Origin of the sequence: Paraplanobispora siamensis (assembly GCF_016863175.1) — a bacterium.
Taxonomy (GTDB): domain Bacteria; phylum Actinomycetota; class Actinomycetes; order Streptosporangiales; family Streptosporangiaceae; genus Planobispora; species Planobispora siamensis.
In genome coordinates this window covers 68,149-82,348 of sequence record NZ_BOOJ01000014.1, presented here as the reverse complement: position 1 = coordinate 82,348, position 14,200 = coordinate 68,149, and the positions used below count along the sequence as shown (strand labels likewise).

Here is a 14,200-nt window from a genome sequence, read left to right as displayed (position 1 = left end):
CCTCGGCTCGCTCCTTTCCGGCGACGTTACAGTACGGACACCGCCCCGTCGTTCTCCCGTCCACGGCGGCGCCCCTTGATCGCCTTCGCGACGTGAACGCCGTGTCCGTGGCGCGTCCCGCGCTTTCCTGGCACTTCATGACATACCCGGCATGTCATACTTTCGAGCCATGCGCTTCCCGGGCGTCCGCGGAGCCTGGCGAACCCTCAGGCGCCCCATGGTGCTCGACGGCGTGCTCGTCCTCCTGGTGGGCGCGGTCGAGGTGACGGCGACCGTGACCCTGCCCTTCGCGGACCGGCCGGGCCGGGGTCTCCTCATCGCCCTCACCGTCGCCGGCGCCGCCTCGCTGATCCTGCGGCGTAGCCACCCCGTCGCCGTCGCCCTCGTCACCCTGGTCTTCAACGTGCTCGCCGGCCTGACCGGCCCGGGCAACGCCGCGACCCTGTCCAGCGTGATCGGCCTGTACAGCCTGGGCCGCCACGCGGCGGGCAGGCCGGTATGGATCATCGCCGGGGCGACCTCACTCATCTACGTGGTCTCCCCGCTCATCTACGCGGCCGTCCACCGGCTGGAGCCTGCAGAGCTGCTGCGCGGCGCCTCCGTCCCGGCCCTCTTCCCTCTCCTGATCACCGGCGTGGGGCAGTTCCTCCGGCTCCGCGGCGAGCTGCGGGAGCGCCGCCGGCAGCAGGCGGCCGACGCCGCCGTCCGCGCCGAGCGCCGCCGCATCGCCCGGGAGTTGCACGACGTCGTGGCCCACCACATCAGTGTGATCAACGTCATGGTCGGCGCCGGCCGTACCACCATGGCGGCCGACCCTGAGCGGGCCCAGGAGGCCCTCGTCACCGCCGAGCGCACGGCCCGCGAGGCGATGGCGGAGATGCGCCAGCTCCTGCACGTGCTCCGTGCGGAGGACGGGGATGAGCCGGAGAACCACGCGGGGGTCGGGGCGGCGGCGCTGCCGGACCTGGTCTCACGGGTGGACGGCGCGGGGCCGCCGGTCGGGCTGGAGGTGACGGGGGACGCCGTCCCGCTGCCCGCCGCCGTGGACCACGCCGTCTACCGGATCGCCCAGGAGGCCCTGACCAACACGCGCAAGCACGCGGACGGCGCCCGCGTCAGCGTCCGTCTCGCCTACCTGCCCGGCGCCGTCGAGGTGGAGGTCCTCGACGACGGCCTCGGCCACCGGGGCGGTGCGACGCAGGCCGGGACCGGCTTCGGGCTGGGCGGCATGGCCGAGCGGGTCGCGCTGTGCGGGGGGCAGTTGCAGACGGGCCCGCGGCCGGGGGGAGGATTCCGGGTGCATGCCCGGATCCCCGTCCCGGCGGTCCCGGATGCCGCACCGCCGAAGGAGGGTCAGTGAGCGCCGAGGGAGGGCATGTGGCCGCCGGAGAAGCGCCCGCGATCAGGATCCTGCTGGTCGACGACCACGCCGTGGTACGCACCGGGTTCCGCATGATCCTCGAAGCCCAGCCCGACATGTCCGTCGTCGGCGAGGCCGCGGAGGGGGCGCAGGCCGTACGGCTCAGCCGCGGGCTGCGGCCCGACGTGGTGCTGATGGACGTGCACATGCCCGGCGTGGACGGCGTCGCCGCGACCCGGGAGATCGCGGACGGTCTCCCCGGGGTGCGGGTGCTGGGGTTGAGCACGTTCGACCTGGACGAGTACGTGGTGGCGATGCTCCGCGCCGGGGCCTCGGGCTTCCTGCCCAAGGACATCTCGCCCGAGGAGCTGGTGGAGGGCGTCAGGATCGTGCACAAGGGCGAGTCCGCCGTGGCGCCCCGGTTGCTGACCCGGCTGATCGGCACGTTCGTGCGCGCCTCCCGGCCCAGCCCGGCGCCCGTGCCCGGCGAGCTGTCCTCCCTCACCGAGCGGGAACGGGAGGTGCTGGTGCTCATCGCCCGCGGGCACGCCAACAGCGAGATCGCCGAGCAGTTCGGCGTCTCCCCCTCCACGGTGAAGAACCACGTCACGAGCCTGTTCGCCAAGATCGGCGCCCGTGACCGCGCCCAGGCGGTGATCGTCGCCTACGAGGCCGGGCTGGTCCGCCCCGGGTCGTGAGGCCTCTCGCCGCGTAGGAGCACGGTCCCAGACGGCGCGCGGCGCCGTACCGCGGTCCCGGGGCGGGAACCGTCCGCCGGGACGATGATCCGGGGCCGGGCGGCGGCGACGCTTGAGACATGATCGACGTAAGGTCGCTCACCAAGCGGTACGGCTCGACCGTCGCCGTGGACGGGCTCTTCTTCGAGGTACGCGGCGGTCGTGTGACCGGCTTCGCGGTCTGCTGCGCATGGATCGCGGCCGCCCTGCTCACCGCCGCCGCCCTCCTCCACCACCGGGACGCCTGAGCTCCAGGGTTCCGAGTGCGTCCCGGGTCATTCGGCGCGCAGGGCGATGACCGGGTCGAGCCGGCCGGCGCGGCGGGCGGGGGCCACGCCGAAGAACACGCCCACCGCCACCGAGACGCCGAAGGCCAGGGCGACCGACCACCACGTGACGGCGGCCGGGACCGGGGAGAGTCCCGCGATGAGCAGGGCGCCGCCGACGCCGAGCAGGATGCCGATCACCCCGCCGATCGTGGTCAGCAGCACGGCCTCGATCAGGAACTGCGCCAGCACGTCGCGCTGCCGGGCGCCCAGGGCCTTGCGCAGGCCGATCTCCCTGGTCCGCTCGCGGACGCTGACCAGCATGATGTTGGAGACCCCGACCCCGCCGACGAGCAGCGAGATGCCCGCGATGGCGGCCAGCACCCCGGTGAGCATGCCGAGCACGGTGCCGATCGTGCCGAGGAGCTGGGTCTGGGTGACGGCGGAGAAGCGCTCCCCCGGATACCGCTCGACGAGCGCGTCCACCACCCGCCGCTGCAGCGGCTCGATCTCGTCGGGCCCCGACGCGCCGACCGCGATGCCGTTGATCCGCGTGACGCCGAGCAGCCGCTGGGCCGTGGTGACCGGGATGTGGATCTCCTGGTCGCGGTTCACGCCGAAGGTCGCGCCGACCGTCTCGTAGACCCCTACGACCCGGAACCTGACCCCCGAGACCGTGGCCTGCCTGCCGATCGGGTCGACGTCCCCGAACAGCGTGGCGGCCACCTCCGAGCCGAGGACCGCCACCCTGCGGCGGGTGTCCACGTCGGTCTCGCTCAGGTACCGCCCGCGGCGCAGCGGCCGGTCGAAGATGTTCGGCAGGTTCTGGTCGGTGCCGGTGACCGTGACGAACGCCTCGGTCCTGCCGACCCGGACCGTCTCCCCCGAGGGCGCCGAGACGGTGACCTTCGAAGGATCTCCGACCACCCGGCGCACGTAGGCCACGTCCGCGAGGTCGAGACGGCTCTGGGTGGGCAGCGCGCCGACCCCGAGGCGGCCGGGGACGACCAGGATGATGTTGCTCCCGAGCCCGGCGATCTCGCTCTCCACGGCGTTCTTGGCCCCGGTCCCGACCGCGACGAGGACGACCACGGCCGACACCCCGATGATCACCCCGAGCATGGTGAGGGCGCTGCGCAGCCGGTTGACCCGCAGTGCCTCCAGCGCGATGCGGAACGCCTCGGCCGCTCTCACCGCTCCTCCGATGATCCGGTACGGCCCGCGCCGTCCGCCGCTCCGGTAGGGCTCCCGCCGCGCTCCGAGGGGCCGCCGGCCGTACCGGAGTCGTGTTCGATCAGCCCGTCGCGGACATGGATCTGGCGGTGGGCCCGGGCGGCCACCTCGGGCTCGTGGGTGACCAGGACGACCGCGACGCCGCGTTCGGCGTTGAGCCGGTCGAGGATCGCCATCACCTCAGCGCCGTTGCGGGTGTCGAGGTTCCCGGTCGGCTCGTCGGCCAGCACGACCCGGGGGTCGCCGACCAGGGCCCGTGCGATGGCCACCCGCTGCTGCTCACCGCCGGACATCTGCGAGGGACGGTGGTCGAGCCGGTGCCCGAGTCCCACGGACTCCAGCGCCTCACGCGCCCGCTCGCGCCGCTCGGCCCGCGGGACCCCCCGGTAGACCAGCGGCAGCGCCACGTTCTCCAGGGCCGGGGTCCTGGCCAGCAGGTGGAAGGACTGGAAGACGAACCCGATGGCCCGGTTGCGCAGCTCGGCCAGGCGGGTGTCGGAGAGCGTGGAGACGTCCACGCCGTTGACCCGCAGGGTCCCCGAGGTCGGCCGGTCCAGGCAGCCGAGCAGGTGCATCAGCGTGGACTTCCCCGACCCCGACGGTCCCACGATCGCCACGAACTCCCCCGGCTCGATCCGCAGGTCCACCCCGCGCAGCGCGTCCACCGACACGCCTTCGAGCTGGTAGGACCGGCTCAGCCCGACCGCCTCGAACGCCGCGGCCCCGCTCGTCCGACCGCCCTCGGCAGTTGGTGGGGCGTCGGGGGTCATGGGAGGGGCCGGCCTTGGCGGACGGTGTCGGCGCCTCGGACCACGACGCGCTCGCCGAGGGAGAGGCCGGACAGGATCTCGACCATGGACTCGCCCTGGGCGCCGAGTTTGACCACGCGGCGTTCGGCCACGCCGTCGCGGACCGTCCATACGACGCTGTCGCGGCCGCTGGTGACGATCGCCGAGGCGGGTACGGCGAGCGCGTCGGGGGATTCCCGGACGATCAGGCGGACGACCGCGCTCATGCCGGGTTTGGGGATGGGCGCCCTGCTTCCGTCGTCGAAGGTCCCGGACCCGAGGGAGAGCTGGACCGGATAGCTGGTCCCGCCCGTCGAGGTCTCCCCGGGGGTGACCCCGACCCCGGTGACCTCGGCCGTGTACACGCCCGCGGGCACGGCGTCGAGCTCCGCCTCCGCCTCGATCCCCGGCTTGACCAGCAGCACGTCGGTCTCGTCCACGTCGGCGGAGAGGGTCAGCTCCGAGACGTCGGTGACGGTGACGATCGTGTCCCCGGCCGCGACGGGCACGCCGACGGCCACCGGGGTCCCCGATCCGGAGGAGCCGGAGGCGGACGCGGGCAGTTGCGCGGCGCCGGACGCCCCCGGCGGGAGCAGGGCGCTCAGGTCGGGTGCTCCGCCGCCGGAGGTCCGGCCGAGGGTGACGACCCCGTCGAACGGGGCCTTGATCGTCAGCCCGTCCACGGTCGTCCGGGCGACCGTCACCGCGGCCTTCGCCTGGGACAGGGAGGCCGCCCGGAGTGAGGCCATGGAGGTGCTCAGGCCGCCGAGCCCGGCGCTCATCTGGCTGGTGACCTGGCCGAGCGCCGAGCTGAGGGCGCGGTTGAGCGACTCGGTGAGACTGCGGGCGGCCCTTGCCAGCGCCTCCTGGTGGGCGCGGTGCTGGGCCTCGGCGGCGTCCAGGGTGGCCAGCAGCTGCTTGCGGACCTTGGGATCGTCGACCTCGCGGACCGCCGCGCGGGCCTTGGCGAAGCCGCGCCGTACCCGCGGATCGGTCTTCACGGTCAGCCCCGAGGCGAGCCGGAGACCGGGGGCGCCGGTGCCCAGGCGGGGCGGGGAGCCGCCGCGTGACGCCGCCCGCTCGGCCGCGCGCGCCTGCTTGAGCTGCTCCTCGGCCTGCGGCGAGTCGATCCTGGCGAGGATCTCCCCCTTGTCGACCTTCTGACCGTCCCGGACGTACAGCTTCTCGATCGTGCCCCCTGCCGGCGAGCGGAGGGTGCCCGTCGCACGGGCGGTGACCGTGGCGGGGGCCTCGACGACCTCGGTGACCGGGGCGCGGCGCACCGTGTCGAGCCGTACCGGGGAGGGTTCCTCCGCCGTACACGCCACGAGCAGGAGAAGGAGGACCAACGGGGGGATTCCGCGGCGGATGGTCACACGCCTCATCGTAGGAGGACCGTGATTGCCCCGCCGGGAATCTGCCGTTCGTCCCCGCTTCCCCGGAAAGATCGGCCCGGCCGGGGGATCAGGCCGCCGCGATCCGGCGCAGGCCGCGGACCGCGGGGATCAGCAGCAGCCCGGCGCAGCCGCCCGCCGCCACGGCCGAGGAGACGAGGAGCACGTCGGCCTCGCCCATCAGGGCGCCCAGCGGGCCCGCGAGGGCCTGGCCGACCGGTACGGCGATGGCCGACCCGCCGACCTCCTAGGCGGTGACCCGGTTGAGCGCCTCCGGCGGGACCCGGGTCTGGATGCTGGTGGCCCACATGACCGACTAGAACGCCCACCCCGCGCCGCCGACCACGTGGGCGGCCATCAGGACCTCCAGCGGCATCGCGGTGGCGATGGCCAGCGGTTCCAGGGCGAAGCCGAACAGGCCGACCGCCCCGGCCATCAGCGGCCTGGCGGGCCGGACCCGCATCGCGACCAGGCCGCCGACGATGGTGCCCGCCCCGGAGGCGGACATGACCAGCCCGTAGGCGGTGGTGCCGAGGCTCTCGGTGACGAGCACCGAGCCGAGCGGGATCAACAACGCCGCCATGAGCGCCTGGGTGACGGTCCTGACCAGGTCGGCGCCGATCATCATCCGGCGGGGCGTGAACCTGTCGGCGAACACCCCGCCGAACAGGATGAGCACCGCGAACGGCGCCATCCAGGCGGCCAGGGCCAGCCCGACGCCGGTCGCGCCGTAGCCGAGGTCGTTCACCCCGATCGCGGTCGCGAACGGGATCATCGCGGCGCCGAGCATCGAGACGGAGCGCGCGGTGAAGAAGAACGTGAAGTCCCGCGACCAGACCGCCGGTCCCGCCTGCTGCCGTTCACCGGCTCGTACGGCCTGCTTCACGCCACCCTCGTCGCCGTCCGGAACTCCGACGGAAATGATGCCCGAGATCAGGAAGGCTTCCTAACCGTTAAGCCGGACAGCGCAGGTGAGGGCGGGAGAACCTTCAGCCGGCGGCCAGCTCGCGGCCCCGGTTGCGGGCGGCCTCGATCGCGGCCAGGAAGGCGGCCCGCACGCTGTGGCGCTCCAGCTCGGCGATCGCCGAGATGGTGGTGCCGCCGGGCGAGGTGACGGCCTCGCGGAGGATGACCGGGTGCTCGCCGGAGTCGCGCAGCATGATGGCCGCCCCGACGATCGACTGGGTGACCATGTCGAGGGCGGCGGCCCGGGGCATGCCGAGCAGGATGCCCGCGTCCACCATGGCCTCGACGAGATAGAAGAAGTAGGCGGGGCCGCTGCCGGACAGGGCGGTGGCGGCGTCCTGCTGGGACTCGGGGATGCGCAGCACCTTGCCCACCGGGCGCAGCAGGTCCTCGGTGCGCCGCAGGTGCTCCTCGGAGGCGTGGGAGCCCGCAGAGATCACGCTCATCGCCTCGTCCACCAGGACCGGCGTGTTGGACATCACCCGGACCACCGGGACCTCACCGGACAGGTGGGACTCCACGAACGCGGTCGTGATGCCCGCCGCCGCCGAGATCACCAGGCGGTCCTGCGGGACGTGGGGCGCGATCTCGGCCAGCAGGGAGGCCATGTCCTGCGGCTTGACCGCCAAGATGATCGTCTCGGCGCTCTTGGCGGCCTCGGGGTTGGACAGCACGCGCACGCCGTACCGCTCCCGCAGCGCCTCGGCCCGCTCCGCGCGCCGGGCTGTCGCGATCACGTCTCCCGGCTTGAAGCCCGCCCGGAGCAGTCCAGACAGCAGGGCCTCTCCCATCTTGCCGGTCCCGAGAATCGCGATCATGTCGACACACCTTGCCTAGGGGATGCAGGACGCGACCAGCCTAAGGGGTCCGCCTGCGCAGGGTCGCGGCGCCGAGCACCAGGGCCAGTACGGCCGAGCCCAGCACCACGGCCACGTCCCGCCAGAAGTCGCCCTCGGCCCCGGTCGCCGCCGCCAGCTTCATGGCCTCGATCGCGTAGGACATCGGAAGCACGTTGGAGACCCACTCCAGCACCGTGGCCATCTGGTCGCGCGCCACGAAGATCCCGCCGAGCAGGAGCTGGGGGATCATCACGACCGGCATGAACTGCACCGCCTGGAACTCGGTCCTGGCGAAGGCGCTGCACAGCAGGCCGAGGGCGGTGCCCAGCAGCGCGTTGCCGAGCGCCACCACGACCAGGGGCCACAGCGACGTGCCGAGATCGAAGCCCAGCCAGGTCAGGGAGACCGTCAGCACCAGCGCGACCTGGAGCACCGCCATCAGGCCGAACGCCAGGCCGTACCCCAGCAGCAGGTCCAGCTTGCCCAGCGGGGAGGCCATCAGCCGTTCCAGGGTCCCGGTCGTCCGCTCCCGCAACGTGGCGATCGAGGTGACCAGGAACATGACCAGGAACGGGAAGACGCACAGCAGGACCGGCGTCCAGGAATCGAACGCCCGCTGGTCGCCGATCACGTAGTACAGCAGGACCATCACCAGCGTCGGCACCAGGACCATCAGCGCGACCGTGCGGTGGTCGTGCCTGAGCTGGGTCAGGATGCGCCTGGCCGTGGCGAGTGTGATCTGGACGCTCATCGTTCGTTCACCGTCTCCCTGTCGGCGACGAGGCGCAGGAAGGCCGCCTCCAGGTCGGTCGCGCCGGTGCGGTCGCGCAGGGCCCCGGGCGAGTCGTCGGCGAGGATCTCGCCCTCGCGCATCAGCAGGAGACGGTCGCACCGGGAGGCCTCGTCCATGACGTGGCTGGAGACCATGAGCGTCACGCCCCGGCCGGCCGCCAGCCGGTGGAACAGCCCCCACAGCTCGTTGCGGAGCACCGGGTCGAGCCCGACGGTGGGCTCGTCGAGCACGAGCAGTTCGGGGGCGCCGAGCAGGGCCACCGCGAGGCTGGCCCGGCTCTTCTGGCCGCCGGAGAGCGTCCTGGCCAGCTGCCCGGCGGCGTCGTCCAGTCCCACCTCGCCGATGACCCTGGCGATGTCGGTCTTCGGCGCGCCGAGCACCGCGGCGAAGTAGGCCAGGTTCTCCGTCACGGTCAGGTCGTCGTAGACGGCGGGGCTCTGCGTGGAGTAGCCCACCTTGGCCCGCAGCCCGGGACCGCCCGCCGGCTCGCCGAGGACCGTGACCGTCCCGCCCGCGACCGTCTGCACCCCGACGACCGCGCGCATCAGCGTCGTCTTCCCGCAGCCGCTGGGGCCGATCAACCCCAGGACCGATCCGCGCGGAACCTCGAACGAGACCCCGTGCAGCACTTCTCTGCGACCGCGTTCCACCCGGAGGTCCCGTACGGCCACCGCATAACTCATCATATGTTGAATTTAGTCCTGCGGAAGATAGACGTCAACGACCCCTTGAACCGCTCCGGGGGCGGATCCGTCTTAGGGGTATGCGTAGGATCACGACCCCGCTCCTGGCGGGCACCCTGCTCCTGGCCATGGGATGCGGCACCGGGCCCACCACCGGCGCCGCCGGCGGCCCGAGCGGCGGCTCCGGCTCCGTCGCGACGGACGCCGGCCCGTCGCGGACGGTGAGCCACACCGTGCCGCCCCGGGACGAGCCGACCCGGGACCCGAAGCCGACCAAGCCCACCGGCGACGCCGACGACCCCCACAAGGTCCGCTGGCTGAAGGCCAAGCCGTCCAAGGACCGCCGGAGTCTGCGGATCACCTGGTGGTCCGGGGTCGAGCCGTGCCACGTGCTCGACCGCGTGACCGTGAAGGAGACGAGCAAGAAGGTGACCGTCACCCTCTGGGAGGGCCAGAGCAGCAAGGTCCAGAACGTGGCCTGCATCGAGATCGCCATCCAGAAGGTGACGACCGTCAAGCTCAAGAAGCCCCTGGGCAAGCGCAAGGTCGTCGACGGCGCCAGGCGCTGACCCGCCGGGGCGTCCGCCAGGCGCCCCGGACACGGCCGTCCCGCCCGCCGTACGTCCCCGAGCCCCCGGCGGCACCGCCGGATGGCCCCGGACGTACGGCGACCGCCCAACGGCCCGGCCCGGTCCCGGCCGGCGGGCCGTACCGGCATGTCCGGACACGGCCCCGGCGATCCGGTACGGCCCCGCGGTCCGGCGGGGCCGTACCGGCCGGCGGGAGCCGTACCGGTCAGCGGCAGGTGGCGCCCGTCTTCGGACGGCATCCGGCCGGCAGCCGCGGCTGCTCGTCCGTCCAGCCCGTGTCCTCGGCGATGCGGATGGGCACGGTGCCCGCCGGGAACCCCTGGCCGTCCTTGACCGCGACGGTCACACCTCCCCGGTCGAGGCCGGTCGAGGGGTCGATGAACACGCTCACCCCGACCTGCACGTCACGGTCGCCGAGCCCGAGATCGCCCTCTTCGCCGCCGGAGGTCACGGCCACGACGCGGCGCCCCAGCAGGCCGGTGACCTCCCGGGCCGAGGCGGCCTGCGGCAGCTCGGCGTACAGGCGCCGGGCGATGTACCGGTGGATCTCGGCGAAGTGCGCCTCGAAGACCCGGTCGAAGTTCTCGCGCGGCGACCATCCGCCGACCCCGGGCGGCGGCCCGGGATCGGCGGGAGCGATCATGCGTGCTCCTTCGTTGGGGAGGGAGGGATGCGTCGCCACTTGTTTCCCGGACGCCGGGAATGCTTTCACGCGTCCGAAAGGTTGAGTCGAATAGACTCAAGTCGTTTGACAAACGATCCACCTTGTCCGACTATGAGTCAGACCGACTCAACTTTGACCACAAGGACGTACTCATGGCACGTGCGGTAGGTATCGACCTGGGGACGACCAACTCCGTCGTCTCGATCCTCGAGGGCGGCGAGCCGACCGTCATCGCCAACGCGCAGGGGTCGCGGACCACGCCGTCCGTGGTCGCCTTCGCGAAGAACGGCGAGGTCCTCGTCGGTGAGGTCGCCAAGCGGCAGGCCGTCACCAACGTCGACCGGACGATTCGCTCGGTCAAGCGCGAGATGGGCACCAACTGGTCCACCGAGATCGACGGCAAGAAGTTCTCGCCGCAGCAGATCAGCGCCTTCGTTCTGCAGAAGCTCAAGCAGGACGCGGAGGCCTACCTCGGCGAGAAGATCGCCGACGCGGTGATCACCGTCCCGGCTTACTTCAACGACGCCCAGCGCCAGGCCACCAAGGAGGCCGGCACGATCGCGGGCCTCAACGTCCTGCGCATCATCAACGAGCCGACGGCGGCCGCGCTCGCCTACGGTCTCGACAAGGACAAGGACCAGACCATCCTGGTCTTCGACCTCGGCGGCGGCACCTTCGACGTGTCCCTGCTCGACGTCGGCCAGGAGGACGGCCACGGCTTCGTCGAGGTCAAGGCCACCAGCGGTGACAACCACCTCGGCGGTGACGACTGGGACCAGCGCGTCGTCGACGAGCTCGCCACCCGGTTCAAGAACGCCCACGGCGTCGACCTGACCAAGGACAAGATGGCCCTGCAGCGCCTGCGCGAGGCGGCGGAGAAGGCCAAGATCGAGCTGTCCAGCCAGTCCGAGACCACCATCAACCTGCCCTACATCACGGCCTCCGCCGAGGGCCCGCTGCACCTGGACGAGAAGCTCACCCGCGCCGAGTTCCAGCGGCTCACCGCCGACCTGCTCGAGCGCTGCAAGGGCCCGTTCAACCAGGTCATCAAGGACGCCGGCATCAAGGTCGCCGACATCGCGCACGTCGTGCTCGTCGGCGGCTCGACCCGCATGCCCGCCGTCACCGAGCTCGTCAAGGAGCTGACCGGCGGCAAGGAGCCCAACAAGGGCGTGAACCCGGACGAGGTCGTCGCCATCGGTGCCGCCCTGCAGGCCGGTGTGCTCAAGGGTGAGGTCAAGGACGTCCTGCTGCTCGACGTGACCCCGCTGTCGCTGGGCATCGAGACCAAGGGCGGCATCTTCACCAAGATCATCGAGCGCAACACCACGATCCCGACCAAGCGGTCGGAGGTCTTCACCACGGCCGAGGACAACCAGCCGTCGGTGCAGATCCAGGTCTACCAGGGTGAGCGCGAGATCGCGTCCTACAACAAGAAGCTGGCCACCTTCGAGCTGACCGGCATCGCCCCGGCGCCCCGCGGCATCCCGCAGATCGAGGTCACCTTCGACATCGACGCCAACGGCATCGTCAACGTCTCCGCCAAGGACCTCGGCACCGGCAAGGAGCAGACGATGACGATCACCGGCGGCTCGGCGCTGCCGAAGGACGACATCGAGCGCATGATGCGCGAGGCCGAGTCCTACGCCGAGGAGGACAAGAAGCGCCGCGAGGACGCCGAGACGCGCAACAACGCCGACTCGCTCGTCTACCAGACCGAGAAGTTCGTGGCCGACAACGGCGACAAGATCCCGGACGACATCAAGACCGAGGTCAACGACGCCGTCGCGGACCTGAAGAAGACCCTGGAGGGCACCGACACGGCGGCCATCCGCACCGCCGCGGAGAAGCTCGCCACGGTCAGCCAGAAGATGGGCTCGGCCATCTACGCCCAGGCCCAGGGCTCGGAGGCTCCGACCGGCGCCCCCGGCGCGGAGACCGCCGGCGAGGAGGGCCAGAAGGCCGACGAAGATGTGGTCGAGGCTGAGATCGTGGACGACGAGCCGAAGCGCGAAGAGGGCAAGTGACGGCCGGAGAGTCGAGGGGGACACGAGCGTGAGCACGCGTGAGAACGGCTCCGAGGAGGAGCCGGTGATCCGCGACAACCGCAAGATCGACCCGGAGACCGGTGAGGTGCGCGGGGCGGACGGCGGCGTCGACCAGGCCGAATCGGCCTCCGCCGTCCCGCCCGCCGCCGGGCCCGACCTCGCCTCGGTCGAGCTGGCCACCCAGCTCGCCGAGCGCACGGCGGACCTGCAGCGCCTGCAGGCCGAGTACTCCAACTACCGCAAGCGGGTCGATCGCGACCGGGCCGCGGTCAAGGAGCAGGCGGTGGCCGGCGTTCTGGCCGAGCTGCTGCCGGTCCTCGACGACATCGGCCGGGCCCGCGACCACGGGGAGCTCACCGGCGGCTTCGCCAAGGTGGGCGAGTCCCTGGAGGCGGCCACCGGCAAGCTGGGGCTGAGCTCGTTCGGCACCAAGGGCGAGCCGTTCGACCCGACGGTCCACGAGGCGCTGATGCACAGCTACTCGTCCGACGTCACCGAGCCGACCTGCGTGGAGATCCTGCAGCCCGGTTACCGGATCGGCGAGCGGGTGCTCCGCCCCGCGCGGGTCGCGGTCGCCGAGCCCGAAGACCCCGCCCCGGCCGACAACTGATCCGCTTCTACCTGGAGAAGGAAGACAGATGAGCACCAAGGACTACCTGGAGAAGGACTACTACGCCGTCCTTGGTGTGCCCAAGTCCGCCACCGCCGACGAGATCAAAAAGGCGTACCGGAAGCTGGCCAGGCAGTACCACCCGGACGCCAACCAGGGCAACACGGAGACCGAGGCCAAGTTCAAAGAGGTCACCGAGGCCTACGACGTCCTGTCCGACACCAAGCGCCGCAAGGAGTACGACGAGGCGCGCACGCTGTTCGGCTCCGGACTCGGCGGTTACCCGGGCGCCGGGGGCGCCACCCGCGCGGGTGGCTTCCCCTTCGACCTGGGCGACCTGTTCGGCGGCACCGGTGGCGGCGCCGGCGGCCAGCAGAGCGCCGGAGACCGCTTCGGCGACATCTTCGGCGGTCTGTTCAACCGCGGCGGGGGCGCCGCGGGCCGGGCCGGCGGGACCACCAGGGCGCGGCGGGGCCAGGACATCGAGTCCGAGGTCACGCTCACCTTCACCGAGGCGGTGGAGGGGGCGACGGTCTCGCTCCGGCTCACCAGTTCCTCGGCCTGCACGGCGTGCTCCGGGACCGGCGCCAAGGCCGGCACCACCCCGCGGGTCTGCCCGACCTGCGAGGGCACCGGCGCGGCCAGCCGGAACCTGGGCAACTTCGCCTTCTCCGAGCCCTGCCGCGACTGCAAGGGCCGCGGTCTGCTGGTGGACGACCCCTGCCCGGTGTGCGAGGGCAGCGGCCGCGGCAAGAGCACCCGCACCATCCAGGCGCGCATCCCGGCCGGAGTCGGCGACGGCCAGCGCATACGGCTCAAGGGCAAGGGCGCCCCGGGCGAGAACGGCGGCCCCGCGGGTGACCTGTACGTGCAGATCCACGTCAAGCCGCACGCGGTCTTCGGCCGTTCCGGCGAGAACCTGACGATCACCGTTCCCGTCACCTTCACCGAGGCCGCGCTCGGCGCCGAGATCAAGGTGCCGATCCTCAAGGGCATGCCGGTCACGCTGCGCATCCCCGAGGGCACCCCCAACGGGCGCACCTTCCGGGTGCGGGGCCGCGGCGTGCCCCGCAAGGACGGCACCAAGGGCGACCTGCTCGCCACGGTCGAGGTCCTGGTGCCCCAGCGGCTCGATGACAAGGCGCGCGGCGCCCTGGAGGACTTCCGCGACGCCACCGCGGGTGGTGACCCGCGGGCCGAGCTGATCCAACAGGCCAGAAGCGAGTAGC

General features: G+C 72.1%; 15 protein-coding genes. 7 read left to right on the top strand and 8 right to left on the bottom strand.

Annotation, left to right across the window (positions count from 1 at the left end; genetic code table 11):
• Positions 1-151 precede the first annotated feature (151 nt).
• The 3 genes from Psi01_RS07735 (at position 152) to Psi01_RS44520 (ending at position 2,345) form a co-directional block, all read left to right on the top strand.
• Positions 152-1,360, top strand: a complete 1,209-nt coding sequence (locus Psi01_RS07735) for a sensor histidine kinase (protein ID WP_204063251.1) — start codon at positions 152-154, stop codon at positions 1,358-1,360.
• Positions 1,357-2,058: a response regulator gene (locus Psi01_RS07730; protein ID WP_275424498.1), complete on the top strand. Its 702-nt coding sequence runs from the start codon at positions 1,357-1,359 to the stop codon at positions 2,056-2,058. Before Psi01_RS07735 ends, Psi01_RS07730 begins: the two co-directional genes overlap by 4 nt.
• Before the next feature lie 119 nt (positions 2,059-2,177).
• Positions 2,178-2,345, top strand: coding sequence for a hypothetical protein (locus tag Psi01_RS44520; RefSeq protein ID WP_373872472.1), 168 nt, complete (start codon positions 2,178-2,180; stop codon positions 2,343-2,345).
• Between the two features lie 27 nt (positions 2,346-2,372).
• On the opposite strand, the gene Psi01_RS07720 is transcribed toward Psi01_RS44520, so the two are convergent.
• The 7 genes from Psi01_RS07720 to Psi01_RS07690 form a co-directional block, all read right to left on the bottom strand.
• The gene (locus Psi01_RS07720; protein WP_204063250.1) at positions 2,373-3,557 is read right to left on the bottom strand and encodes an ABC transporter permease; all 1,185 of its coding nucleotides are present in this window, start codon (positions 3,555-3,557) and stop codon (positions 2,373-2,375) included.
• Positions 3,554-4,366 carry an ABC transporter ATP-binding protein gene (locus tag Psi01_RS07715; RefSeq protein WP_204063249.1) on the bottom strand — a complete coding sequence of 271 codons (813 nt, stop codon included), beginning with the start codon at positions 4,364-4,366 and terminating at the stop codon, positions 3,554-3,556. The genes Psi01_RS07720 and Psi01_RS07715 overlap by 4 nt, the downstream gene beginning before the upstream one ends.
• The gene (locus tag Psi01_RS07710) at positions 4,363-5,733 is read right to left on the bottom strand and encodes an efflux RND transporter periplasmic adaptor subunit (protein ID WP_204063248.1); all 1,371 of its coding nucleotides are present in this window, start codon (positions 5,731-5,733) and stop codon (positions 4,363-4,365) included. Before Psi01_RS07710 ends, Psi01_RS07715 begins: the two co-directional genes overlap by 4 nt.
• Before the next feature lie 361 nt (positions 5,734-6,094).
• Entirely contained in the window at positions 6,095-6,664 is a 570-nt protein-coding gene (locus Psi01_RS07705; protein ID WP_204063247.1) for an MFS transporter, read from the bottom strand.
• A 103-nt stretch (positions 6,665-6,767) separates the two neighbouring features.
• The gene (proC, locus tag Psi01_RS07700) at positions 6,768-7,562 is read right to left on the bottom strand and encodes a pyrroline-5-carboxylate reductase (protein ID WP_204063246.1); all 795 of its coding nucleotides are present in this window, start codon (positions 7,560-7,562) and stop codon (positions 6,768-6,770) included.
• Between the two features lie 40 nt (positions 7,563-7,602).
• A complete protein-coding gene (locus Psi01_RS07695) occupies positions 7,603-8,334 on the bottom strand; it encodes an ABC transporter permease (protein ID WP_204063245.1) in 732 nt (243 codons plus the stop codon).
• A complete protein-coding gene (locus Psi01_RS07690; protein WP_204063244.1) occupies positions 8,331-9,062 on the bottom strand; it encodes an ABC transporter ATP-binding protein in 732 nt (243 codons plus the stop codon). Before Psi01_RS07690 ends, Psi01_RS07695 begins: the two co-directional genes overlap by 4 nt.
• 77 nt (positions 9,063-9,139) lie before the next feature.
• Here Psi01_RS07690 and Psi01_RS07685 point away from each other — a divergent pair, with 77 nt between their 5' ends.
• Positions 9,140-9,628, top strand: coding sequence for a hypothetical protein (locus tag Psi01_RS07685; protein WP_204063243.1), 489 nt, complete (start codon positions 9,140-9,142; stop codon positions 9,626-9,628).
• A 226-nt stretch (positions 9,629-9,854) separates the two neighbouring features.
• On the opposite strand, the gene Psi01_RS07680 is transcribed toward Psi01_RS07685, so the two are convergent.
• Positions 9,855-10,292, bottom strand: a complete 438-nt coding sequence (locus Psi01_RS07680) for a hypothetical protein (RefSeq protein ID WP_204063242.1) — start codon at positions 10,290-10,292, stop codon at positions 9,855-9,857.
• 173 nt (positions 10,293-10,465) lie between these two features.
• Between Psi01_RS07680 and dnaK the strand changes: the two genes are divergently transcribed.
• Genes dnaK through dnaJ form a run of 3 tightly spaced genes read left to right on the top strand, consistent with a single transcriptional unit; the run spans position 10,466 to position 14,199 of the window.
• The gene (gene dnaK / locus Psi01_RS07675; protein WP_204063241.1) at positions 10,466-12,340 is read left to right on the top strand and encodes a molecular chaperone DnaK; all 1,875 of its coding nucleotides are present in this window, start codon (positions 10,466-10,468) and stop codon (positions 12,338-12,340) included.
• 28 nt (positions 12,341-12,368) lie between these two features.
• Entirely contained in the window at positions 12,369-12,971 is a 603-nt protein-coding gene (gene grpE, locus Psi01_RS07670; protein ID WP_204063240.1) for a nucleotide exchange factor GrpE, read from the top strand.
• A gap of 28 nt (positions 12,972-12,999) precedes the next feature.
• Entirely contained in the window at positions 13,000-14,199 is a 1,200-nt protein-coding gene (gene dnaJ, locus Psi01_RS07665) for a molecular chaperone DnaJ (RefSeq protein ID WP_204063239.1), read from the top strand.
• Position 14,200 lies beyond the last annotated feature (1 nt).

What these genes read in the sequence shown, in the direction of transcription:
- Psi01_RS07690 (WP_204063244.1), bottom strand. Translation starts at nt 9,062, where the DNA reads ATGATGAGTTATGCGGTGGCCGTACGGGACCTCCGGGTGGAACGCGGT.
- Psi01_RS07685 (WP_204063243.1), top strand. Translation starts at nt 9,140, where the DNA reads ATGCGTAGGATCACGACCCCGCTCCTGGCGGGCACCCTGCTCCTGGCC.
- proC (WP_204063246.1), bottom strand. Translation starts at nt 7,562, where the DNA reads ATGATCGCGATTCTCGGGACCGGCAAGATGGGAGAGGCCCTGCTGTCT.
- Psi01_RS44520 (WP_373872472.1), top strand. Translation starts at nt 2,178, where the DNA reads ATGATCGACGTAAGGTCGCTCACCAAGCGGTACGGCTCGACCGTCGCC.
- Psi01_RS07680 (WP_204063242.1), bottom strand. Translation starts at nt 10,292, where the DNA reads ATGATCGCTCCCGCCGATCCCGGGCCGCCGCCCGGGGTCGGCGGATGG.
- Psi01_RS07695 (WP_204063245.1), bottom strand. Translation starts at nt 8,334, where the DNA reads ATGAGCGTCCAGATCACACTCGCCACGGCCAGGCGCATCCTGACCCAG.
- Psi01_RS07735 (WP_204063251.1), top strand. Translation starts at nt 152, where the DNA reads ATGTCATACTTTCGAGCCATGCGCTTCCCGGGCGTCCGCGGAGCCTGG.
- dnaJ (WP_204063239.1), top strand. Translation starts at nt 13,000, where the DNA reads ATGAGCACCAAGGACTACCTGGAGAAGGACTACTACGCCGTCCTTGGT.
- dnaK (WP_204063241.1), top strand. Translation starts at nt 10,466, where the DNA reads ATGGCACGTGCGGTAGGTATCGACCTGGGGACGACCAACTCCGTCGTC.
- Psi01_RS07715 (WP_204063249.1), bottom strand. Translation starts at nt 4,366, where the DNA reads ATGACCCCCGACGCCCCACCAACTGCCGAGGGCGGTCGGACGAGCGGG.